This window comes from Pseudoalteromonas simplex (assembly GCF_015278155.1).
GTDB lineage: Bacteria > Pseudomonadota > Gammaproteobacteria > Enterobacterales > Alteromonadaceae > Pseudoalteromonas > Pseudoalteromonas simplex.
This window is the reverse complement of the sequence record NZ_JADILN010000006.1, coordinates 124,154-146,896: the sequence shown is the minus strand read 5'-3', so window position 1 is coordinate 146,896 and position 22,743 is coordinate 124,154. Positions and strand designations below refer to the sequence as shown.

The 22,743-nt window shown below is 41.7% G+C and carries 18 protein-coding genes, 1 pseudogene and 1 riboswitch; of the genes and pseudogenes, 9 read left to right on the top strand and 10 right to left on the bottom strand.

Annotated elements, in window-relative coordinates:
- Positions 1–37: 37 nt before the first annotated feature.
- On the bottom strand, positions 38–904 hold the full coding sequence (locus IRQ78_RS13600; protein WP_194442488.1) for a pirin family protein: 867 nt from the start codon (positions 902–904) through the stop codon (positions 38–40).
- A 60-nt stretch (positions 905–964) separates the two neighbouring features.
- Positions 965–1,390 (bottom strand): DoxX family protein, encoded by a 426-nt coding sequence (locus IRQ78_RS13595; protein ID WP_194442487.1) that lies wholly within the window; start codon positions 1,388–1,390, stop codon positions 965–967.
- 128 nt (positions 1,391–1,518) lie between these two features.
- On the opposite strand from IRQ78_RS13595, the gene IRQ78_RS13590 reads away from it, so the two are divergent.
- The gene (locus tag IRQ78_RS13590) at positions 1,519–2,055 is read left to right on the top strand and encodes a hypothetical protein (RefSeq protein ID WP_194442486.1); all 537 of its coding nucleotides are present in this window, start codon (positions 1,519–1,521) and stop codon (positions 2,053–2,055) included.
- 26 nt (positions 2,056–2,081) lie between these two features.
- Here IRQ78_RS13590 and IRQ78_RS13585 read toward each other — a convergent pair whose 3' ends face one another.
- The 6 genes and pseudogenes from IRQ78_RS13585 to IRQ78_RS13560 form a co-directional block, all read right to left on the bottom strand.
- The gene (locus IRQ78_RS13585) at positions 2,082–2,924 is read right to left on the bottom strand and encodes a DUF4198 domain-containing protein (RefSeq protein WP_138599108.1); all 843 of its coding nucleotides are present in this window, start codon (positions 2,922–2,924) and stop codon (positions 2,082–2,084) included.
- Between the two features lie 9 nt (positions 2,925–2,933).
- Complete coding sequence (locus IRQ78_RS13580) at positions 2,934–3,434, bottom strand: DUF2271 domain-containing protein (RefSeq protein WP_138599107.1); 501 nt, start codon at positions 3,432–3,434, stop codon at positions 2,934–2,936.
- Positions 3,434–4,066, bottom strand: a complete 633-nt coding sequence (locus IRQ78_RS13575; protein WP_138599106.1) for a PepSY-associated TM helix domain-containing protein — start codon at positions 4,064–4,066, stop codon at positions 3,434–3,436. Before IRQ78_RS13575 ends, IRQ78_RS13580 begins: the two co-directional genes overlap by 1 nt.
- Positions 4,067–4,262: 196 nt before the next feature.
- Positions 4,263–4,652: pseudogene (locus IRQ78_RS13570) on the bottom strand (YbaN family protein); the annotation flags it as partial.
- 224 nt (positions 4,653–4,876) lie between these two features.
- Positions 4,877–6,196, bottom strand: coding sequence for a porin (locus tag IRQ78_RS13565; protein WP_138619610.1), 1,320 nt, complete (start codon positions 6,194–6,196; stop codon positions 4,877–4,879).
- 105 nt (positions 6,197–6,301) lie between these two features.
- Positions 6,302–6,787: a MarR family winged helix-turn-helix transcriptional regulator gene (locus IRQ78_RS13560; RefSeq protein WP_138619611.1), complete on the bottom strand. Its 486-nt coding sequence runs from the start codon at positions 6,785–6,787 to the stop codon at positions 6,302–6,304.
- 329 nt (positions 6,788–7,116) lie between these two features.
- Here IRQ78_RS13560 and IRQ78_RS13555 point away from each other — a divergent pair, with 329 nt between their 5' ends.
- The 5 genes from IRQ78_RS13555 (at position 7,117) to IRQ78_RS13535 (ending at position 13,325) form a co-directional block, all read left to right on the top strand.
- The gene (locus IRQ78_RS13555) at positions 7,117–7,968 is read left to right on the top strand and encodes a D-hexose-6-phosphate mutarotase (RefSeq protein WP_138599104.1); all 852 of its coding nucleotides are present in this window, start codon (positions 7,117–7,119) and stop codon (positions 7,966–7,968) included.
- Positions 7,969–8,036: 68 nt separating this feature from the next.
- Positions 8,037–8,570 (top strand): PH domain-containing protein, encoded by a 534-nt coding sequence (locus IRQ78_RS13550; protein WP_054552299.1) that lies wholly within the window; start codon positions 8,037–8,039, stop codon positions 8,568–8,570.
- A complete protein-coding gene (locus tag IRQ78_RS13545) occupies positions 8,533–10,095 on the top strand; it encodes a PH domain-containing protein (protein WP_228482630.1) in 1,563 nt (520 codons plus the stop codon). Before IRQ78_RS13550 ends, IRQ78_RS13545 begins: the two co-directional genes overlap by 38 nt.
- Before the next feature lie 79 nt (positions 10,096–10,174).
- Positions 10,175–10,417: a hypothetical protein gene (locus IRQ78_RS13540; RefSeq protein WP_054552301.1), complete on the top strand. Its 243-nt coding sequence runs from the start codon at positions 10,175–10,177 to the stop codon at positions 10,415–10,417.
- 85 nt (positions 10,418–10,502) lie between these two features.
- Positions 10,503–13,325, top strand: coding sequence for a TolB family protein (locus tag IRQ78_RS13535; protein ID WP_194442485.1), 2,823 nt, complete (start codon positions 10,503–10,505; stop codon positions 13,323–13,325).
- 1 nt (position 13,326) lies between these two features.
- Here the strand turns inward: IRQ78_RS13535 and IRQ78_RS13530 are convergent, their stop codons facing one another.
- Positions 13,327–14,466: a tetratricopeptide repeat protein gene (locus IRQ78_RS13530; protein ID WP_054552303.1), complete on the bottom strand. Its 1,140-nt coding sequence runs from the start codon at positions 14,464–14,466 to the stop codon at positions 13,327–13,329.
- 271 nt (positions 14,467–14,737) lie between these two features.
- On the opposite strand from IRQ78_RS13530, the gene IRQ78_RS13525 reads away from it, so the two are divergent.
- Positions 14,738–15,352 carry a PQ-loop domain-containing transporter gene (locus tag IRQ78_RS13525; protein ID WP_138619614.1) on the top strand — a complete coding sequence of 205 codons (615 nt, stop codon included), beginning with the start codon at positions 14,738–14,740 and terminating at the stop codon, positions 15,350–15,352.
- Between the two features lie 49 nt (positions 15,353–15,401).
- On the opposite strand, the gene IRQ78_RS13520 is transcribed toward IRQ78_RS13525, so the two are convergent.
- Complete coding sequence (locus tag IRQ78_RS13520) at positions 15,402–17,912, bottom strand: zinc-dependent metalloprotease (RefSeq protein ID WP_194442484.1); 2,511 nt, start codon at positions 17,910–17,912, stop codon at positions 15,402–15,404.
- 265 nt (positions 17,913–18,177) lie between these two features.
- Between IRQ78_RS13520 and IRQ78_RS13515 the strand changes: the two genes are divergently transcribed.
- Positions 18,178–19,350, top strand: a complete 1,173-nt coding sequence (locus tag IRQ78_RS13515) for an efflux RND transporter periplasmic adaptor subunit (RefSeq protein ID WP_054552306.1) — start codon at positions 18,178–18,180, stop codon at positions 19,348–19,350.
- Between the two features lie 9 nt (positions 19,351–19,359).
- On the top strand, positions 19,360–22,497 hold the full coding sequence (locus IRQ78_RS13510; protein ID WP_138619616.1) for an efflux RND transporter permease subunit: 3,138 nt from the start codon (positions 19,360–19,362) through the stop codon (positions 22,495–22,497).
- A gap of 135 nt (positions 22,498–22,632) precedes the next feature.
- A riboswitch (cyclic di-GMP riboswitch) is annotated at positions 22,633–22,716 on the top strand.
- Positions 22,717–22,743 lie beyond the last annotated feature (27 nt).

Genomic DNA, 22,743 nt, shown 5'->3' with positions numbered 1-22,743 from the left:
TTAACTACCTAATAGTACCTGTAAATGCTGAAAAAGTTTACTTTTTAGATGAGGGCAACTCAATATACTCAAGATCATCACCGGGGATTTTAGCAAAACGCTGTGCTTGCCAATCTTGTTTTGCTTGCTCGATGCGCTCTTTGCTGTAAGCAACAAAATTCCAGTGTAAATACGGGACTTTATTGAATTTACTGCCACCGAGTAAAATAAAACGGCTGTGCAGCAAAGTCGTTATTTCGTGTTCGCTGTCATCAAGTAGCACAAAGTCACCTTGGGTATAGCGAGTATCACCCACACTAATTTCACCGTAAATAACATACACGGCGGTTTCATGATGAGGGTGCGGTTTAGTAATATGACTACCTTGCTCGGCGACTGTATCGACATAAAACATCGGTGAGTAGTTTTTCACTGGGGAGCTTAAGCCATAGGCATCACCGACAATGAGTCGCATCAGCACGCCTTTTTCGATTTTCTCAGGCAATTGCTGTTTTTTGATATGTTCAAAACGCGGTGCTATTTCGGTCATACTCTCAGGTAAAGCAACCCAGCATTGCAGACCATTAATGTCGTGCTCGCTCGCCCGCACTTCAAGGCTTTCTCTTTCTGAGTGCACTATACCGCGACCTGCGGTCATCCAGTTAACATCGCCGGGTTCTATTTGCAGGCTATTACCTAGCGAATCGCGATGGTAAATACTGCCAGTAAATAAATAAGTGAGCGTTGATAGGCCAATATGAGGGTGAGGCCTCACATTTATGCCTTCACCGCGAGGAAAGTGATTCGGCCCCATGTGGTCAAAAAAGATAAATGGGCCAACCATTTTTTTGTCAAAATGCGGCAAGATGCGTTTTACATCTAGCCCACCAATATCGTGGCTGGTTGCTGTTAATAACGTTGCCATTTTCGCGCTCCCTTAAAAACAAATTCAGCCAACAACCTAGGTTATTGGCTGGTAGAAATATTACGCCTGACTACGTTTTAACACTAGTTGATCTAGGCTGATTTTGCCTGCACCAACACTGGCTAATGCTAAAAAGCCGCCTGCCATCGCAATGTTTTTGTAGAACATTAAAAATTGCATTTGATCATCAAGTTGAAAGTGGAATAGCAAAGCGCTGACTAAGCTGAAACCAGCAAAAGCGATAGCGGTTAGTTGTGTTAAAAAGCCTAGTAAAATAAATAACCCGCCAACAATTTCAAAAGCAATCACAAACGGTAGTAAGAACTCTGGTAAACCAACACTGCTCATGTATTGAGCAGTTGCATCAAAGAATTCTATTTTGCTAAAGCCAGTTAGTAAAAAGATGGCCGATAAACCAATACGCGCCAATAAAGTGCTAATATTTTGTAAGTGTGGTTGAGCTGAGATTAAAGTAAAAAGTTTCATAGTAGGTATCCTGTTTAGTTGAGCAGTGTGTCTGCGATGGAGTAACTATAGGTTCACTTTAAAAGAATTAAAAATTGTAAAATTAGCGTTTATCATTCTCTAAAAGAGAATTTAAAAGGAGGTAAAATATGAAGTTGTTGTTATTAATAGGGTTTTGTTTTTCGGTGGCTAAAAGTAGCTTGGTGTTTGCTGAACAAAATTTACCAAATAGTCGTCATTATGAGTTGCTAGCTTCAGATATTGCTGTGCAGCAAAGCTGGCAAGTTAAAGACGCAATCAAAGGTTATGAGTTGCTGGAATATCAAATTAACCTTAATAAAGGCACTACTTTAAAGGTTGATTTTGCTCCATCAAATTCAAGCAGCTACTTTAATATTTTACCAAAAGGCAACCCAACAGCTTTGTTTGTTGGCCCGGCAAAAGGTGATCATGCCGAGATTAAAATTCCTGATAATGGCGATTATGTGATTCGAGTGTTTTTGATGCGCAATGCTGCGCGCCGTGATGAGCAAAGTGAATTTACTGTCGATATTAGCGTCGTAAAAAGTACATTAAGAGGCATGCACCCAAGCTGGGATGTCGATGGTGATGGGGTAAATGATTGCGAGAAAGACGGTAGCTGCGATCACACGGTTGACTACAGTCTTCCTCGAAAGTTGAATTAGGCCTTTATTGAGGCCTAATCAGCTTATTATTCAGGCGCTACTTCAAGTGTTGTGAATAATGAGTAGCGTACGTTATCGATATCGGCTTCAGTTGGTTTTTGATCAACAGATGCTTCAATTAGATACATATCGGCGTGAGCGAATGTCACCGTAAAGAAGCCTTTTTTATCGGTTGTTACTTTCACTTCGTCGCGTTCATTACGGTAGCGTGCACTACCACGAACAATCGCAAGCTCAACGTCAGCGGCTGGTTTGCCATCCATTAATAATTGGAACTTAGCTTCTTCACCAGCAAATAGATCGTTCGGGTGAGTAGGTCCTGAAATTTCTAAGCCTTGACCAAGCAATGTTGGCTTAGAAGTACCATTACGGCTTACAAAAGTATCAACAGTTGCGATTGATTTTACAGTGCGCACGTCGGTTGCGCCTGCTGGTAGGTCTGCTTCTTTTTTACCTGCGAACACACGGCCACGGTTGCCATCTTTGTCTTTATAGAAAGTCATTAGCATTGGCTTTTGCTGCATAGCAATGTGGTAAGTACCGTCTTGCGTTAAGCTCACTGCCGCTGAGTTTTTGCGTTTTAAATAGTATGCGCGAATCGTTTCTTCGACCGGCTTACCATTTGGTGCAAGGGCAACTAATAAGTTGTCGTCATACTCTGCGCCTTTTTGTTTTGGGCGGTATGCTTTATCTGGGCTAAATAACTCATTAGAAATACTGGCATCGATCATCACGTAGTGAGTTTTCTCACCAGATAAAGAAGTGTGAGATGGCATTAACCAACGGGCATGTGCTTGTGCGTAGCCAGATGCAAGTGCTGTGAAGGTCACAGCGCCGATCAGCGCTGTTTTTAATAATTTTAATTTCATTGTTTGTCCTTAATTACTGGTAATGGTAACAAAGCTAGTCGCGAACTCTTTTTCGCCTTTAATTGTGACTTTGCCGTCTTTTGTTAAGTCGATTTCAACGCGGGTGTAATCTCGGCCACCTTCTTCACGTACAACTTCAACATTAAGTAGGTAGCTGCCAGGTTTAACTGGATTACCTTTTAAATCTTTACCTTGCCATTCAATCGTATAAGTACCTGGGCGTTTTGTTGCACCTGTCACACCATCAAAGTTGTCGTTGCTACGACCGGCTTTTCGCCACCACTGACGTAAGTCTTTAAACCATTCAGCTTTTTCGACCCAAAGTGCAATCGTGGTAACGTGTTTACGTTCAGGTGTTTCTAGCCATAACGCCACGTAAGGGCGATGATATGGAGAAACATCTAGCTCAGGTAAGGTAAATTCAACGGTGAGGTTGGGATCTTTTGCAAAGCTCAGAGGGCTGAATAAACAGCTAATTAGTAGAGCAACGAGTAAGTGGGCTTGTTTCATTAAGATACTCCTTTAAGTTGAGGCACCCAAACTAGATAAATAACCAAAGGCGTGGCAACACCAAGAAGCGTTAACCATAGACCTGCGGCACGTTTTTTACGGTTTTGAAAGAGGATAAATAATCCGGTAATAGCAAACAGAATCATCAAAACAGCTGAAATATCAATCACCCAGCTCCATGCTTCACCTGTATGACGACCCTTGTGTAAGTCGCCGATCAGACTCATAAAGCCACCGGTTTGATAATCAATATTAAGTTCACCGGTTTGAAAATCGATTTCGGCGTAGGCAAAGCCAGCCGGAAGCGGGTAGTCGAGCATTACCAAGGCATCTTCTTTTTCCCACTCAATACTTTTTACATTGCTGAGTGAAAACTGCTGTTGCATGTATTGTTCTATTTCAGGGTAAAGGCTTGGCAATGTGTCGAGGTTTGTTTGCGCTTTTTCAAATAACTCAGCAGAAACAAGTAGTTGGTTCTGACCATTATGTTTATCATTTTCGAGCCAACTAACGTGGTTAAGGATGATGCCGCTGACACAAAATAAAATAAGTAAAAAGAATAAGGCCGTTGAAAGGTATATATGTAAGGCACGGCTAACGCTATAAAAGTTGCGTTTGTTAAATGAGAACATAATGCGGTTTATTCGTTAAAGATACAAATATGATAATGATTTGTATTACTGATAACAAGCAGGTTTACGTTCTTTACATTTCTTTGTGCTAGAAATGAATAGCGAGATAAGCCATAACTGCTAGCTGCGAGCTGAGAAAACAGGCAAACAACATCAAGCGCATCTGTGTGGTTATATTAACTTGAATTAGGGTTGGTTTATTGGGCGCAGATGGGCGGTTAATTAAATAGGCTAATACGCTCAATTCAATCACTGCCACAAGATATATCACCCAAATTGGCGCGGTACTTTGTAGTAAAAAAGCATATCCGATAGCCATACCAAAACCTGCTAATAACTTAGCGCGGTTAGGGACAACCTTATGCTCTTGCCAAAACCTTAACGGTTGGCCGTATCTTGGGTGGTTTAGCAGCCAGGCAGAAAGCTTGGGTGATGAGCGGGTAAAGCACGCCAATGCTAGTATAAAAAAGATAGTCGTAGGCATCACAGGTAATGCAATACCTATGATACCTAAACCCACCATCAATAACCCGAGTAATTGATAGCAGCCATTTTTATAGGCGTTAAACGCCGCTCTCACATTCATCAATAAAGTTGGGCCTGATAAAACTTAAATCGTTGTAGTGCTTGCTCGATACCTATGATCAAGGTGGTTTGTATTTATTGGTTTTAGCAACATAGTCTACACCATGTTGTTTATTTAACTTTAGCTCAGCTTAATATTATTAGCTAACACTATAGGTAAACTTACTTCAAACAAATGAAAAGCCCAGTTTAAACTGGGCTTGTAGGTCTTATTTTTGGCTATTTCTAGAAATAATAACCAATATTGATATTGAAGCGAGTTTCAGTGTCGTCGCTGTCGCCAGCAATTGAGCCGCCAACAAATGGTTGGTTTTTCGCTTGTACAAAATCAAAATAAGTGAATAAGCCACCTGCGGCAACAGATACCCCTGTTACATTCATCCATGTATCTTCGCTGTTATCTGACTTGTCATAAATAATGCCGTAGTCATTATAAAACTGCAGGTTTGTTACCGGACCCCACTCTACAGGCAGGCTGTAAGCGATATTGGCATTAGTCATGGTTGCTTCTGCGGCAATGCTATCGTAAAACGCATAAGCACCCACAGCCATACGGTCGACGTTGTCGATATCGTAGTTATACTCACCATGCTGAAGCTGGAAATTCCATGGGCCAATAGTACTGTTTAAGTGCAGTGCCCAAGCGTAGTAATCGCCGGCTTTGTCTTCGCCGTCATGCAAACCACCTGATAACGCAGAAACACCTAGCTCGGTGGTGCCGCCGTCATGCTCAAAATGATAGCCATAACGGCCAGAGAAGGTATTGTACTCACCAATCGGATTGGTTGGTTCGGCATAAACACCTTCATCAGCAGAGCGGAAACCGACAACATCATATGAGTAGCGGTCGCTTCTGTCGCTTACGTAACCATCAACACCACCTAGCTCATCATTTTTGAAAAAGCCAAGATCAATTTGCCAGTTATCAGCAATTTTGCGCTTGAATAGAACACCTAAATCATGATCATCTTCAAGACCTATATAATAAGTAGTGCCAAAGAAATAGTTGTGCGAGTTGTAAGGCCAGTTACCAAAAGGCACTTTGGTAATACCTGCCTGCACCTGCCAGTCTTCAGCAAAGTCATAGGCTGCATAGGCATATTTAACTGCAGTCATGTAATCGAAAAAACGGATCTCAGCGTTAAGCTGTACATCACCGACATCGCCTGCAAAATTTAGTCTGAAGATGTCAAAGTCGAAGTCGCCACCGCGGTTTTTATTACCATCGTCATAGGATGTATGGCTGAAGTTGGTACGTACTGCACCCCCAACCTTAATGCCAGATTCTTTTTTAGGAGCTTCAACAGCCGCTGTTTGCTGCTCAAGTTGCTTTTGTTGCTTTGCTACTTGTGCATCAATTTGCGCTTGTTTCTCGGCTTGTTGCTGTGATTTTTCTTCTGCAGCATCAAGTTTGCTTTGCAGTTGCTGCATTTGCTGTTTCAGTAACTGCAGCTGTTTTTGAAGGTCATCAATTTCAGATGCCTGACTAAGACTTGAAGTTGTGCCCAAGGCTATTGCGAGGGCTAACTTTGATAGTTTAAGCATGAATTTTCGCTAGTGTTGGAATGGGTACTACCAAGCATAGTTGATATTCATGCTGAACCCAAGACTAGCCACAGAAAATTAATATTAATCAATCAGTTTTAATTTTTACTGTGGTTCTAATGTCTTGGTGATTGCGCCAACTTCAAGCAGGGGTGAAGCATCAAGCTGATCTGCATCCATCATTGCGGCAATACGTTGCATTGATGAAAGTAATAAGCTTTGCTCCCACTCTTCAAGTGCAGAGAACTTTTCAATGAAGTGTTCTTGCAGAGGCTGAGGTGCTTGATCTAGTAGCTGTTTACCCGCTTCTGTTAGATGCAAACTAACTCGGCGTTTATCTAATTGGCTACGTACACGAGTGATCAGGTTACGGTTTTCTATACGGTCTAAGATATTGGTAACCGTAGCCGGGCTTAGATTTACATTTTGTGCAATGCGACTAGCGGTGATGCCATCGGTTTGTGCAACCTCGTTCATAATCAGTAATTGTGGGCCTGTTAAGCCTGAGGTTTTATTGAGCTGTTTTGAATGAAGGTCGATGGCTCTGATCACTTTGCGCAGCGACACTAGTAGCTCGTCATACTTTTGCATGTTTCTGTCTCTTAAATAAGGCGGCGTGGAACAACCGCAATCGCAAAATATTACACATCTAATAAATTGAGTTCAAATAAATAATAACTATGTGGCTTATAATTTGTGGCCATAAAGGTTGTTATCGTGTTTATTTATTAATTAGAGTAGAAATTAAAACATAAAAGTTGAAATTTAGATGGAGTAATTGTTGTTAACACTTAAAATGCAACTACGAGGTGACACCATCACTTTGTAGTAAAACAATTTATACAAATAACTAAATATTATTTACTAAAAGCCACTGCATTGGGTAAGGTGGATTTTTCATTCATTAAATGGGACGAATTATGAAGTTATCGCCATCAGTTACGATTGAGCAAAGTGAAACCGGGCTTGAATTTATTAAAGTTGCTAGTGAGTTTTGTAGCGCTACTATTTTTCTGCAAGGTGCGCAGATCACTGAGTTCACGCCAACCGATAAAAAGCCACTATTATGGGTCTCAGAATTAGAAGATTACCAAGAAGGCAAAGGTGTGCGAGGCGGTATTCCGATTTGTTGGCCATGGTTCGGAGTAAGCCAACATGAAGGCTGGCCAGCTCATGGTGTTGCTCGCACAAGTTTATGGCGCGCAGAAGAAGTGAAAGAACAAGACGATTCTATTTATATCAGCTTGTCATTACCGATGACGCAAGTTGATGAAAAGTATTGGCCTTATAAAACTAAGTTATTGGCCGAGTTTATTTTAACCTCTAGCTTAGAGCTACGTTTAACAACCACAAACTTAGATAACCAAACTGTACAATTCACTCAAGCACTGCACACGTATTTCCCAACACCAGCAATTGAAGAAACAAAAGTAGATGGCCTGCAAGGCGCGAAATACATCGAATTTGCTGAAGGTCCATTTGAGCAAAATGAGTTAGTGTCGTTCGCGCGTGAAACAGACATGGTTTACACCGAAGCAAAAGACACTCAGCGTATCATTACACCTGATGGCATTATTGAAGTAGGCCGCGAAAATTCAACATCGTGTGTACTTTGGAACCCATGGATTGATAAATCAAAACGTCTTTCAAATTTTGCTGATGACGAATATCACGTCATGCTGTGTTTAGAAGCGGCTAATGTCCTTGATGATAGTGTTGAACTTGCACCAGGAGCAAGCCACACACTTGCAACAAAACTACGCTGGGTATAATTTATAACATATAATAACTCAGTGTTAGCACGTAAGGCCGGCACCGCTGGCCTTTACAAGGAATTACCGTGTTTAGTAATCAACAAATAGAAACCCTACCAAAGCATCAAACGATTCAATTCCAACCACTTGCAGATAATGCGATATGGCATGTACAACTAAATTGGTTGTTGTTTTATGTGCCTTTAATGGCCGTGATCATTACAGTACGGCACTTTAATCCAGCCATTAGCCAAGCTATTGCTACACCTTGGCTTTTGGTTTTGCCATTGTTGGTAATACTGTCAATGGTTTACAACCTTTACAGCGTTCGCGCCAAAGGGGTGGCAGTAAGAGAGCATGATATTGCCTTTAAGCGAGGTTTAATTTGGCAACAAATCACCTTATTGCCTATTTCTCGTGTGCAACACACCGAAATTCATCGCGGCCCAATTGAGCGAAAGTTAGGACTCGCAACACTCAGGCTTTACAGTGCCGGTGGCATGAGTGCTGATTTACATATCAGTGGGTTAACGGACGAACAATGCAATGATGTTCGCCAGTTCGTGCAAAGTTATGGTGATAATGCAGCAACTCAAGAAAATGAGCTTGCCGATGAGTGATCAACAATGGCAACGCGTGTCGCCATGGGCGCTACTGTATTTTATTGTTCACTTTGCACTGCGCTTCATAAAAGATGGGCTGCTTAATTTACTGCCTATTTTGGTGTTATTTGTTACGCAAGTTGAGCAAAAGCTGTTTTGGGGGCAAATAGCTGTTGCCGTGGCCTCTTTAGTTTTAGTGCTGTATGCCTTTGCTTATTATCGTAATTTTAAATACCGCATAACGGATGGTCACGAAATACTGCTCAATAAAGGGGTATTTAAAAAAGAGCGGCTAACCCTAAAATTTGCTCGAGTACAGAACGTAAACATTGCCGAACCTTTTTATTTTCAGCCAGTTAATTTAGTTAATTGTATTTTCGATGCCGCCGGTAGTAGTGCTCAAGAAGCTGTGATCCCGGGAGTTAAGCTTAGCTATGCCGAGCAAGTTCGTGAACAAGTTATGGAATTTAAGGCTCAGTTACAACAGCAAGAACAGCCGTCTATTGAGCAGAGCGAAGCAACAGATAAACCGAAAACATTAACTATCAGCAATGCTGAAATTGCTAAGTTTGGTTTGATGTCGAACATGGCAATATTGGCATTGGCTGCACTTGCTCCATTTATGAATGTGATTTTTGAGTACCTCGAAAAAACCATTATAAACCGCCTAGAGGCCATACTGAATGAGCAAGCTGCGTTCGTTGGTAGTGCCGCTGCAATCGCTGTGTTAATCATGGTTGTTGCCATTGTTTTATGTGCTATTTTACTTTCTGTTGTCATGGCCTTGGTGCGCTTTTTTAACTTTCAGCTGTATTTTCAGGACGATAAGTTTAAGCGTGTGGCAGGTTTATTTGAGCGCCAGCAACTCTCGATCAGCGTGTCGAAAATTCAAAGTGTGCAAATCAAGCAAAATATTATTGCTCGGCTGCTTAATCGCTATACCTTAATTTGCCCACAAGTGAGTAGTGGTGGTATGGCTGCTGGGGTTGCGGCACATAAAAATAAACAAACGTTAGTGATGCCAGTAATCACCAAAGAGCAAGTGCAAGCCGTGTGTGGCTGGTTATTTCCATGGTTTGTTGATTTAACAGAGCTTAACTTTGTTAAGCCTGAGCGCGCTTTACTTTATAAGAATACGTTTTTATATGTGCTCCTACCTACTATATTTTCTGCTTTAATTTTCAATGCCTTATTTGATGCTGCTACGATGCTGTGGAGCATTGTCGTGGGCTTAGTTTTGATGATCGGTGTGTTTTTGAATTATCAAAAAACGGGTGTGGCTATGTATCAACATGACGGCCGCTTTTTTGCCGTATTTAAAACCGGCATGCTGGGTGTGCAGTATCGTGTTTTTGAAATCTATAAAGCACAAAGTGTCACCACAATAAGCACTTATTTAATGCGCCGATCACAGCTTAAAAGTTTGTATATACAACTTGCTTCTGGTTCAGTATCAATGCCTTATTTAAAAGCAGAGCTGGCTGAGCAGTTTGCTGATTTCGCCCTATATGAAATAGAAGGCGTCGAGCGGAATTGGTTTTAAATGAAAATAATTCTCAATATCATTGACCTGTTTGGGTTTTTGAGTATACTTTCTCAAAAGCTACAGATGGAGGTTCGCAATGATTTATTTACTACCTATTTTAGCTATTTCAGGTGTTGTCGGATTGCTTTGCTATGCTCGCAATAAGAAGGAGTGTAAAGGTCTTTGCGTAAGTTGTGCAGTGACTTGTATTGCTTTGCTTGTGACTGGCGCGATGGCTCTTGCGGGTCTTGGTGCATTGAGAAGCAGTATTATGTTTGCAGCAACAATATTTATTGTTTATCAATTACTAGGCTTGGTTCGCCCACTTAAAATCGAGTAATTTCTTACACTTTTTAACTTCAGCCTTTTTAAAAAGCATCGCATACTAATCCTTAAATTAAATAACTTGCTAATCAAGGATTGTGATGAAAAAAGCCCTGTTAACTGCGGCACTACTTGCTGCTAGCCACGCTTCAAGCCAAGAGACTTGGCAAACTATTCATACCGAGCACTTTAATGTGCATTTTAGTACTGAGAATCAGCAATGGGCCCGTTCAGCAGCAACAGAGCTTGAAATTGTTCGTGATAAGGTTTTAAAACAGCAAAACCGTGCCCTTGATGAAGTGGTCGATGTACTAGTTTTCGACCCGTTTAACGCCTCCAATGGCTTTGCTTTGCCGGTGACTAACAAACCTCTAATGGCTTTGTTTACCACGCCTCCACAATCCGACACGGTGATTTCTAACACCGATGGTTGGCAGCAGTTATTAATTTTGCACGAATATATTCATTTGGTGCACCTTGCTCAGCCTACTCGAAGTGACGTGCGCCAAGCTATTCGTAATAGTTGGGATATTTACGATTTAGTTGATGGCGAAATGCCGCGCTGGGCTGCCGAAGGCTATGCAACGCTGCTTGAGTCGAAAATGACAGGCCGAGGCCGTTTATACGATAACCTTTCAGAAGCAATACTGGTTGAATTTGCCCAGCAAGGTGCGCTGCCACAATATAACCAATTGAGTAGTACCGAAGGAGGCTATTTAGCTGGCTCAATGGCGTATTTAATGGGTTCTCGCTTTCTTGCATGGCTCGAAGAGAACTATTCAGCGCAAACTCTTGATGCAGTTTGGACACGCATGCAAGCGGTTAAAGCACGTGATTTTGATGAGGCCTTTAGCGGGGTATTTGGCGACTCACCTGAGCGCCTATATCGTCGTTTTATTGCCGAATATACTTATAAAGCAATGGCTAAAGAGGTAAGTGAGCAAACACTTACAAGTAAGCTTTGGTTAGAGCTTGATTTATACGCTTCGAACCCTGTTTTAAGTTTAGATAACAGTAAACTTGCGATTGTTGAGCGCAACAAAGATGACGAAACCCGTTTAGTCATTTATAGCACTGATGACAATCAACAGGCTGCCGATGATTTTGCAAAGCAGCAACAAGCGTTACTTGATAATGATCCTGTCGATATCGCAGATAAAGCCCCCAATGTCTTTAAGCGTAAGCAAAAACATGTGCTTCAACAAATTAATAGGCAGGGTATAAAAAACCCGCAGTGGTTAGACGAAAATACTTTGTTTTTCACTGCCACAACAACAGTTGCTAAAGGCTCCATTCAAGGTATTTCTGATTTATACCGCTATGATATCGACACTGGTAAAGTGAGCGCTTTGACGCATCATGCAGGGCTGCGCCGCTTTAGTATTAGTGATAACGGGCAAACTGTTTATGCTGAGCAAACTCAGCATGGTTTCTCTGAGCTAGTGCGCCTTGACCTCAATACGGGTGTTTCTACCCCTTTATTTGAGAAAAGCCTAGAAACGGTTTATGACTATCCATTACTAAGCCCTAATAAAGCTCAACTTGCTTATTTAAAAGCGACATTGAATGCCAACTGGGAGTTGTATATACAAGATTTAAGCTCTCAAAAATCACTTACTGTGCCAATGCCTGAGGGCTATCAGTATCTGTCACAACCTAATTGGCAAGCAGATGGCAAAGGGCTATATTTTGTTGCCGGTAAAAAGAAAGCTCTCGATTTATATCATTATGATCTACAAAGCAATTCACTACGCCAATTAACGCAAGGCCAAGAAGCTGTTGCACACCCAATGGCAATGAATAATGGTGAACTTTTGTATTTATCGATCACTGCTGAAGGGCCGAATATCAAGCATTTTGCTGAGCAACCACAAGGATTAGAGGTTGTTGAATTTGCTAAAAGTGCGGCGCCACCACGAGGGCAAGTAACGAGCGAAGTATTACCTGAGGCGAAAATCTACCCGCAAAGCCCAACTGAGCCAGCCGATTATGATATTTGGCAGCAAAAACCAACCTTTTCGTTGGCATCTCAGTACTATTCAGCTTCATCTTCACTGCTTACCCTTGGCGTAAAAAGCAATGACTTTTTAAAGCAGCTCGATTTACAGGCAGGCTATAGTGCTGATTTACATGACAAAGCATTAGAAGGGGTGTTCGCGGCCGTTAAGTACTCAGCGTTTGATTTAAAATTTAAAGCGCTGTTATTTGATTACGACCTTGAATCAGCAAAACAGTACCACTCACAAATGCCACTAAACATTAGTAACACAGGGGCGCATTTAGCTTTGAGTTACCCGTTGCAGTTTCAGCAGCTTAGTATTACGCCGAGTTTGAGCTATAACTACAGTGACTTTAGTAATGGGGATGATCAATGGTTAACGCTTGGCCTTGAACAAAAATGGCAACATGATAGACAGCAATATGGTTTTGCTCAGTCCGTAAGTGCCCAGTGGCTATCCGGTGATGCTGACCCGAATAATTGGCAGGGCTATAACTTTGCTACCGTATTAAGCGGTTATGCCTATGATATTCCCGTTTATGTTAATTTTGCTCAGCAATATCGCGATGACAGTAGCCTTGCGCTTGGCGGTTATGAGTCAAACTTAATTAATAATGACACGCAAAGTGGCTTTGTTGTTGCCCCTGAGCTGCCGTTTATTAGTCAATTAGGTAACCGCTATAAAGGCTATGGCGGGGGTATTAGTTACAAAGATTCATTACCTTGGCTTTATTACCAACAGCATCAGGTCGATAACCGAGTTTATGCACAAAGTTACGGTCTCAAGTGGCAAGGAGACTTTAGCTTTGGCATGGGGCCTGCAGGTTTAAATGATGTAAACCTTGATTTTGGCGTCGCCCGAGTAGAAGGCGACGACTTTGAAAATGATTTACGCGCTTGGCTAAGCTTTTATTACTCGTTATAAACTAGTGTTGACCTTTTAAGGCGAAAAGCTTGGCGTGATAAAGTGCTAGTTTTTCGTCTTTATTTTCTATCTCAATGGCTTTTTCTAGCCATTCTTTGCTGCTTTGTTCATTACCTTGCTGATAACTTACAATCGCTAACTCTATATATGGTTCAGATAAATACGGAGCTAATGCGATAGCCTCCTCGAGTTGTTGTTTTGCTTTGTAAAATTGGCCATTGTTACGAGCGTTAATCGCTGTAGCGAGTAACTCGAATGGGTCTTGTCTAAGCATAGCAAGTTGAGAATTGAGCTGCTCTGCCAAAACCTGATCATTCAGTTGCTCGGCCAGCACTGCGTAATTATGTAGTAAATTCGTATCTTTAAAGCCATGCTGCATCGCTGTTTGATAAATATGTTTTGCTCCAGCTAAATCACCCGATTGACGATGTAATACGGCAGCTAAATTGTAAAGCGCAGCAGAATTTGGTGTATATTCATTGGCTTTTAAAATATAGCTGTAGCTCAAATCAAATTGGTTAGCAATAAGTGCGTCGCTTGCTAGGTTGCTGTAATAACGGCTAATTAAATCTTTTAGTTCAGCGCGGCCGGAATAAAAACTACCACGAGCAGGAAAGTAGTCAATGACAGTACCTGGCGGTACCAAATAATTATCTTCTTCACTTAAAGGGGCATAGACTTTGGTGCGAAAATGGCCTGACACATACACTATATTATTTTGCTTACTATAAACAGGCTCACTTGAGACCGCTTGGAAACCAGTTTTGAGCCCGACTAGTTGCGCGTATGCGTGAGTTAAAATTGCTAAACTGATGCAATTGCCTTGCTCATTTTGTAATGCCTGTTGGGCATTTAAGGTGGCGCTAAAATAATTAAAATTACTGAGCTTATTTTCTAAGTATTGATAAAGAACTTGATCATCTCTTAAATAGTCACCTTGGTGTCTTGTGAAATAGTTAAGGAAGCGTTTTTGTTCCTCGGCTGGTAAGGTAAAAAGTTCAGGGTCTTTTAGTTCAACTTGTTGAAAATGTTCATTGTTTAGTAAGCTGGCAACGCTAGGAGGGGGGGCTGACTGTTGGCTTGTACTCTCGCATCCAGCCAAAAAGGAAAATAAAACAATTACATATAAAATTGGCTTCATAGCTTTTCTCTCCTGAATACTATCCGCTCAATGTACCCATATTGCAGTGACTATTCAAGTCAGTCGTTAGTGTCATCAGCTGTAAACAGCTTGTACGGATATCTTGCCAATAGTCAGTTGTATATTTTTTATTCTTTATTGCATTCTAATACTCTCTCATTACAATGCCGCGCTCTTTTAAATCGCTTTAAAAACAGTTGTTTACTGCACTTTCATGGGCGATTTATAAATTGCTAACTTATTAACTAAATTGTAACGAGAGAGGTCTGTTTTGGCGCACTTTTTGCCGATTATTTCATGCTTTATTTTAGCGTTTAGCTTTTATCCGCTTTTAAATAAGATCCGTAAAAATCGCAGTGTGTCGGGCGTTTCGCTGTTAATGATGAGCTTTGGTGTTGCGCAAAGTGTGTATTTCATCACCTTTAATTTGTTTTTTCAGCGTTTTTACATGGTTTTGCCGTTTGTTGTTACCGGCATGCTAAGTGGTGTGATTCTTTACTACTTTGTTCGTTACAATGCTGAACGAAAGCAACGCATGCAGCTAGCTGGGTTATTAGCTATCTCGGTCGTGCCTTTTGGTTTGTTGCTTAACCCTCATTATGAAACAGCAACGGTGCTTAACTGGCTAACCTATGTAGGTTTAGTCATGAGCTCTATTCGTGTTATGCCGCAGACTTATAAAACCATTAAAAGTGGTGATATTAGTAATTTAAGTGCGCGCTACTTTAGCCTACAGTTTGTTGCTGGAAGCTGCGGCCTTGCTGCCGAGCTTGCTATGACGACACCGAGTGTGTCTCACATACTGACCTTTGTAATGATTCTACTGACTAATGCAGCGCAACTAGGGTGTATTCAGTATTATAAATCGCGCCCAGCAATGGCTTAAACTAAAAACAAAAGGCTGCCAAGTGGCAGCCTTTTTTGTGTTGCTAAGATTATGCTTCGAGGGCTTTACTAATTAAGCGATCGATATATTGCTTATGCGCTTTAGCTGCGGTGTCTGCACCCCATGGTACGCTCATATCAGCAATTTGATTTAACTGATAAAGCGCGGCAGCTTTGGCTAGGTTATCGTGCTTGCTCGCTTTGCCTAAACCAGCGATCGTGATTAGCTGATTCACATATTCAACTTGTAGATTGTGACTTAGGGTGTTTGCTTTTTTGCTGTCTACAAAAATGCTTGCTGTTAAGTCATTCATAAATTGGTTAAGTGAATACTCGTTGCCATACATTGCGCTGTCTGAAATACGCAGCATGACAGCCGGGTGTAATAACTGAGCAAGTACCAGCTTCTGCATACCTAAAATCATGCCGTGTGGTTTAGGGTCTTCGTTCTTACCGTAATGATTAAAACCACGACGCTGCTGTAGCAGGTAGTTATACAGTGGCTGCATGCTCGAAAGCACATTTGGCGAGAATACTTTGTCGGCTAACACTTGCATTGCATGTTGCTGGCGCTCAAGTGGCACAGGCGTAAATGGTGCACCATTTTTGTCATCGCCCACCACATTACGTTCTACATAAACACCACCAATTTGACGAGATACCACGCCTGCTTGTGTTCTGTAGCTTCTAAATAAAATGTTCGCTGAGGTAACCAGCTGTTGGTATGACTCACCATTAACCGTGGCTTTGTCTTTAAGTTCAGTAAGCAGCTTATTGATAAGCTCCATACGATCATCAGCATATGCGGCAGGGTTAGATGACATATCGCCAATCATTACACGTGGGTCAATATGGCGGCCTGGAGCACGCATATCATCAGCATCATTACCAAACGCTAAAGCATGCTCAGATGAGCGAGCGAGAATTTTCTCAAGTCGCTGCTGCTCAGCGGCTTTATCTGCTAATGCTTGGCTGTAGCCGTATTCAATTGCCCAATCATCGTAAGGACCTGGTTTGGTTTGGAAGATATCACCTTGCTGCATACCAATAGGGGCAATGTTTGCTGGTGCATAGTCCATAACAGAACCCGTTACGATACCTTGCGTTTTACTCTTATCGTGAACTTCTTTTTCATCCCACAAGATAGATGATTTCATATTGTGGTTAAGACCAAGGGTATGGCCCACTTCGTGTAAAACTAGCTGAGTTAAGCCTTGGCGTAAAATCTCTTTGTCTTCAATGCTCGCACCTGTGCCTAAGCCTTTAGCAAGTAGCATGTTTTCTTGAATGCTGTGGCCCAATGAGCAATGTAAATCGGTGCTGCTTTGGTTAGTTTCAAGTGCGGTTGCACCTTGGGTGTATAAAGTGTCATACATCCAACGGTTTTTCATGAAAACATACTCTAACATGATGTCAGAGCCTAAGATCTCACCGGTTAATGGGTTCGCAAGGGCAGGACCATAACCACCAAATGGAGGGCGTGGTGATGCAGTCCAACGTAACACGTTGTAGTTAATATCGCCTGCATCCCAATCAGCGTCATCAGGTTGTACTTTTACTTCGATGGCATTTTTAAAGCCTGCTTTTTCAAATGAGCTATTCCATGCTAGTACTGCATCACGAATAGTGTCTCGCCACTCAACTGGCGTGGTATTTTCAATCCACCAAGTAATTGGTTTAACTGGCTCAGACAGTGCCGCTGTTGGGTCTTTCTTTTGTAAGTCCCAGCGCTTGATGACATCTTCATATGGTGCCCAATCCGCTGATGTCATATTGTCGAATTCGTTAGTAAAATAACCAATACGTGCGTCATCTTGGCGAGCTTGATAATCATTTTTCGGTAGCGCGACAAATGAATGCTGTACTTTAATTGAAACGTTACGAGGATCGCTTACGGCTTTTGAACCTCGTACTGTTGGGTTAGCATTAGAAAATACATAATCCACCACAACATCTAGGTTATTTGGGTAAGGGCGCTGTTTAACGATTCGCGATTTTTTGTCGTTTAACTTACCAAGTTTAAAGCGTTTGCTGGCATTTTTATCTTTTGGGTTTGCCCAAGGTGACACTTTATGCAGTGCTTCACTTAAAAAGAGCTTATCAACTTTAAAAGCAATTTTACCGTCTTCTTCTTTTTCGATTTTAATACTCGCAAGGACAGCTTCGCTGATGTTGGCATCGGCAGAGCGTGCTAGGGCTGAGTTTTCATCAAATTTATAGCGCGGTGTTTTGCTAATAATATCAATGCGGTCAAAGTATTTACGAAACTCAATTAGCTTTGTCTCGCGATATGCCCCTCTGAAGTGACCTGCGTCAGTAACACCATCAACGGTGTGAGCAAAGTACACAAATGGTGTATCAAGTTGAGATTGGTCGATCACCATTAAGTTATCGCCGGTTTTCGCATCTTGGTAAATGCTGAAAACACCGGCAAACTCGCTTTTATCTTTGATCATTTCAGCCAGTGTTTTTGGCTTCTTTTCTTCTTTTTTCGCTTCGGCGGCGTGGCCATTCATGGCAAACGCTAAGCTTAGTGCCAGCGCAATGTTTGTTATTTTCATTGTTAACTCGTTCCTTTAATTATTTCTCAATCAAGTTTAATGAATTAACCCTTTGATAAAAGGCTGTTTGTTAACAAGTGTGAAAGTAGTGTTGTAAGCCTCTGATATTAAGTGGTTTTTGTTTGTAACAAATTGTTCTTAGATAAGTTTTGGTTTTTGTGTTGCCAATTTATCTGTTTTTGTAACAGTTCCTTACAAATGTCACATTAATGTTTCTGTCAGCTTTGGTATGATAGGGCCAGTGAAAATATTATAGGTGTAAGTTATGCGCACAAGTTTATTAAAATGGATCTTACCGTTTGTTGCATTAATCGTTGGTGTTGCTGGTTTTAAGGCAATAAACGCGATTGCTCAAGAGCCTAAAGACAAGGATGTAGTTGATGTGCGTCCTTTAGTACAGGTTGAGCCAGTAGCAAGTGATGATCATCAAGTGATTATTAATAGTTACGGCGAAGTGAAACCGCTTGAAAGTACCTTACTTGCCTCGCAAGTGGCAGGTGAAGTTACAAGCTGGCATCCAAATTTTGTTGCTGGTGGCATCGTAGCGCGTGGTGAAGTGTTATTTACCATCGAAAAAGATAACTACGAAGCAGCTGTACTACAAGCTGAAGCGTCACTTGCCAGTGCTCAAGCGGCACTGATCGAAGAGCAAGCACAGGCTAAAGTGGCAGAGGATGAAGCAAGACGTTACCCAGAGCGTGAGCGCACCGACTTATTCCTACGTAAACCTCAAGTTTTAAGTGCACAAGCAGCTGTTAAATCAGCTCAAGCGGCATTAAAACGTGCCGAGCGTGACCTTGCTCGCTGTGAGGTGAAAGCACCTTACGATGCACTGGTGATCAGCCGTGAAATTGGTGTTGGTCAATACATTAATGTAGGCAGCCAAGTTGCTGAAATTAATAATATTGAAAGTGCAGAAATCATTGTACCAATTGCTGGTTTCGATAGTGTATTTTTACCAAAACGCTTAAAAGGCGTTAAAGCGACCATTATCAATAAAGGCTTAAACAGCTTTACTCGTGAAGCCGAAATTGACCGTGACCTAGGCGTTGTTGATAACGCGACGCGTATGAGCAACTTAGTTGTTCGTGTTGATGACCCATACGGCTTAAAGCACGACGTACAACCTATTAAATTTGGTGCTTACGTTCAAGTGAACTTTGCCGGTGCAACATTACAAAACATCTACCGTTTACCGCAGTCTTTAGTGAATAACCAAACGGTGTGGATTGTGAACGGCGAGAATAAACTTGAACCACGTAAAGTAACCGTAGTGCGTGAAGAAGGTGAGTACTTCTATATCAGTGATGGCCTTGAAGTGAATGACCAGTTGGTTCTGACGCTACCTGAGTATCCGCAAGAGGGTATGGAAGTGAAGATTGCTGGAATGAAAGAAATGACAAGCGATGCAGAAACTGCAGCGGTTGAAAAGCTTTAAGGTAGCACTATGACTGATACAAACACAGAAAAACAGTCTGGCCTTATTGCCTATTTTGCCAATAACTCGGTCGCTGCTAACTTAATGATGGTGTTTATCATCATCATGGGGATCATTAGTTATTTCACTATTCAGCGTCAGATGTTCCCGAATATTGAAATTAACTATATCGAGGTACAGGCCAATTATCCGGGTGCCTCACCACAGGAAATTGAAGAAAGTATTCTAATCAAAATTGAAGAGTCACTAAAAGATGTCACCGAAATTAAACGTGGTGTATATCGTTCGTTCCGAAATAGTGGCACTGCAAGTTTAGAGATCAACACAGATGCAGAGCTCACTGATGTACTCGATAAAGTGAAGCTACGAGTAGACAGTATTGCGACTTTCCCTGCCGGCATGGAGCCGGTGACGATTAGTCAGGTTGAGTTTCGCCAAGACGTGATTGGTATGACCCTAGTAGGTGATATTCCACTTACTGAGTTAAAGCCTGTTGCAAATAAAATTGAAGATGAGTTACTGCAATTATCTAATGTGTCGCTGGTACAAAACGATGTACCACTTGATGAGATTGCGATTGAAATTGACCCAGATTCACTTCGTCAATACAACCTTACTTTAAGTGAGGTGGCCAGTGCTGTACGTCGTTACTCTGCAAATATTTCAGCAGGTCAATTACGTACTGACGCAGGTATTATCTCGGTACGTGTTGAAAATCAATATTACAGCGGTGATGAGTTCCGCCAGATCCCAGTAAAAATTGGTGCTAATGGCGCGAAAGTGCTTTTAAACGACATTGCTGTGATCAAAGACCAATTCACTGAAGGTGAACGCTACTTTAAATTTAATGGTGAAAATGCCGTTTATTTATCAGTAAAAGCAACCAAAGAGCAAAATATGATCCCGGTTGCTGATTCAGTTAAAGCCTTTATTGAACAAAAGAATAAAGAGCTACCAGCCGGTCTTCGTCTTGTGCCACTGATGGACATGACTTATTACCTCAATGCCCGTTTAGACATGATGAAAACCAACCTCTTCCAAGGGGCTATCTTGGTGGCCATTATGCTGTCTATCTTCTTACGCTTTAAGCTAGCACTTTGGGTAATGATTGGTTTACCTGTGTGTTTCTTAGGTGCAATGATGATGATGCCATTATTTGGTATCAGTATTAATATCGTGTCGTTATTTGCCTTTATTATGGTACTCGGGATCGTGGTCGACGATGCCATAGTCATAGGGGAGAGCGCCTACACCGAAATCGAGAAAAAAGGCGGTGGTGTTGTAAACGTGGTAAATGGCGCAAAACGCGTTGCTACTCCAGCAACATTTGGTGTTCTAACAACAATTGCTGTATTTGCACCGTTTACACTATCAAGTGGCCCAGAGAGCGCATTCTTCTTTGGTATCGCAGTGGTGGTAATTCTGTGTTTGATATTTAGTTTGATTGAATCGAAACTTATTTTACCCGCACACATTGCCCATACTAAGTTTCCGCCAATTAATCCTAATAGCTGGCGAGCGCGTTTTAACAAACGTTTCTTTGAGTTTGTAAATGGCCCATATAAGCGTTTTATTGAGCTATGTGTTGAATGGCGTTGGTTTGTGCTATTTGCGTTTATCGGTTTATTAATTTTGACGTTTGGCTTAATTTCTTCAAACCAAGTGCGTGTGGTACCAACACCAAAAGTACCTCAGGACTTTCCGCAAATTCGTTTAGAAATGAATGAAAATGCCTCGGATATGCAAACAATTAATGCTATTCGTGAAATCGAAGCCATGGTTAACAAGGTAGACCAAGAAACAGAACGTGAATTTGGCCAAAAGCTAATTCGCGATATCTTAGTGTTCAACCAAGGTCGTACTGAAGCACAATTACTTGCTCCGCTGGTAGATGAAGAGCTTCGCCCTTATAACGCATTCGAACTATCTCGTCGTTGGCGTGAACAAATGCCAAGCATCCCAGGTGTGAAATCACTGCAAATTTATGATGATGTAAATGGCGGTGGTATGGATGGTGAGTTTGGTTACTTACTTTATGGCCCAGATATCGATACCTTAAATGAGGCAGGTCGTCGTTTCATCCAACTATTACAACAGCAAAAAGGCTTGTTTGATATTAGCTCGACTATCGATCCGGCGAGTAAAGAAGTGCAATTAAGCTTAAAACCAGTGGCATATGATCTAGGTTTAGACCTTGCCAACATTGCTAACCAAGTAGGTGCAAGTTTCTACGGTGGTGAAGCTCAGCGTGTTATTCGTCGCGGTGAAGAAGTGCGTGTTATGGTTCGTTACCCGAAACTAACACGTGAAGCGTTTGCATCATTAAAGCATGCTGTTATCACAACGCCTGCAGGTCAAGAGGTGATGCTGGGTGATGTTGTTGAACTGAACGAAAAACCAGGTATTAGCTATATTCGCCGTGAAGGTGGCTATCGTACTGTGTATATCTACGGCAGTATCGATGAAGAAGCGATTGAACCGGGTGAAGTGGTTAAGCAAGTTGACGAGAACTTGTTGCCACAGTTAAAAGAAGAATACCCGTCAGTTAAAACTGAGCTAGGTGGTTCAATTGAAGAGCAGCAGGCGCAAGCTAATGAGCAAATCATGTTCTTCATCGGCGGTATGATTTTAGTGTATATCTTGCTTGCTGTTCCGCTTAAGAGCTATTCGCAGCCTCTAATTGTTATGTCGGTTATTCCATTTAGCTTAACCGGTGCTATTTGGGGTCACTTCTGGTTTGGTTTAGATATTAGCTTGATGTCGGGCTTTGGTTTGATTGCTGCGGCTGGTGTTGTAATTAACGACTCGTTAGTTATGACCGACTTTGTAAACCAAGCACGCCGCGAAGGTATTTCAACTCGCCAAGCGGTTATTGAAGCAGGTTGTGCGCGCTTTAGAGCAATCACCCTGACATCAATTACAACCTTTGCCGGTGTACTACCGATTATGTTCGAAACCAGCTTGCAAGCTAAGTTTGTAATTCCAATGGCGGTTGCACTTGGTTTTGCGGTTATGTTTGCAACTCTAATCACTTTAGTGCTAGTACCTTGTTTGTACATTATCATGAGTGATGTAGGTAATGGCTTTTTGAATATATTCCGTTCTGGTCACCGAGTAACGACCAGAAGAAAGCTGGTGAAAGACTAAAGCTCTTTCTGTTTTAAAGCCAACCGAGCGGTTGGCTTTTTTGTTTCTGCATCTTTTGCTAGTAACTATTTGCTATATAAGACCTTTGGTTACATTCTTTTGTTTGATTTGTGATTCGGTCGCGATTATACTCAGTCTTGTTTTTGGCAAACTAACTGAAAAGTTAGGACGCAAAGTTTCCGGTCTAAGGTTTTAAACTATGATAGCGGGACCGCTGATAAGCACATAATCTAGTGCTTTGGATCT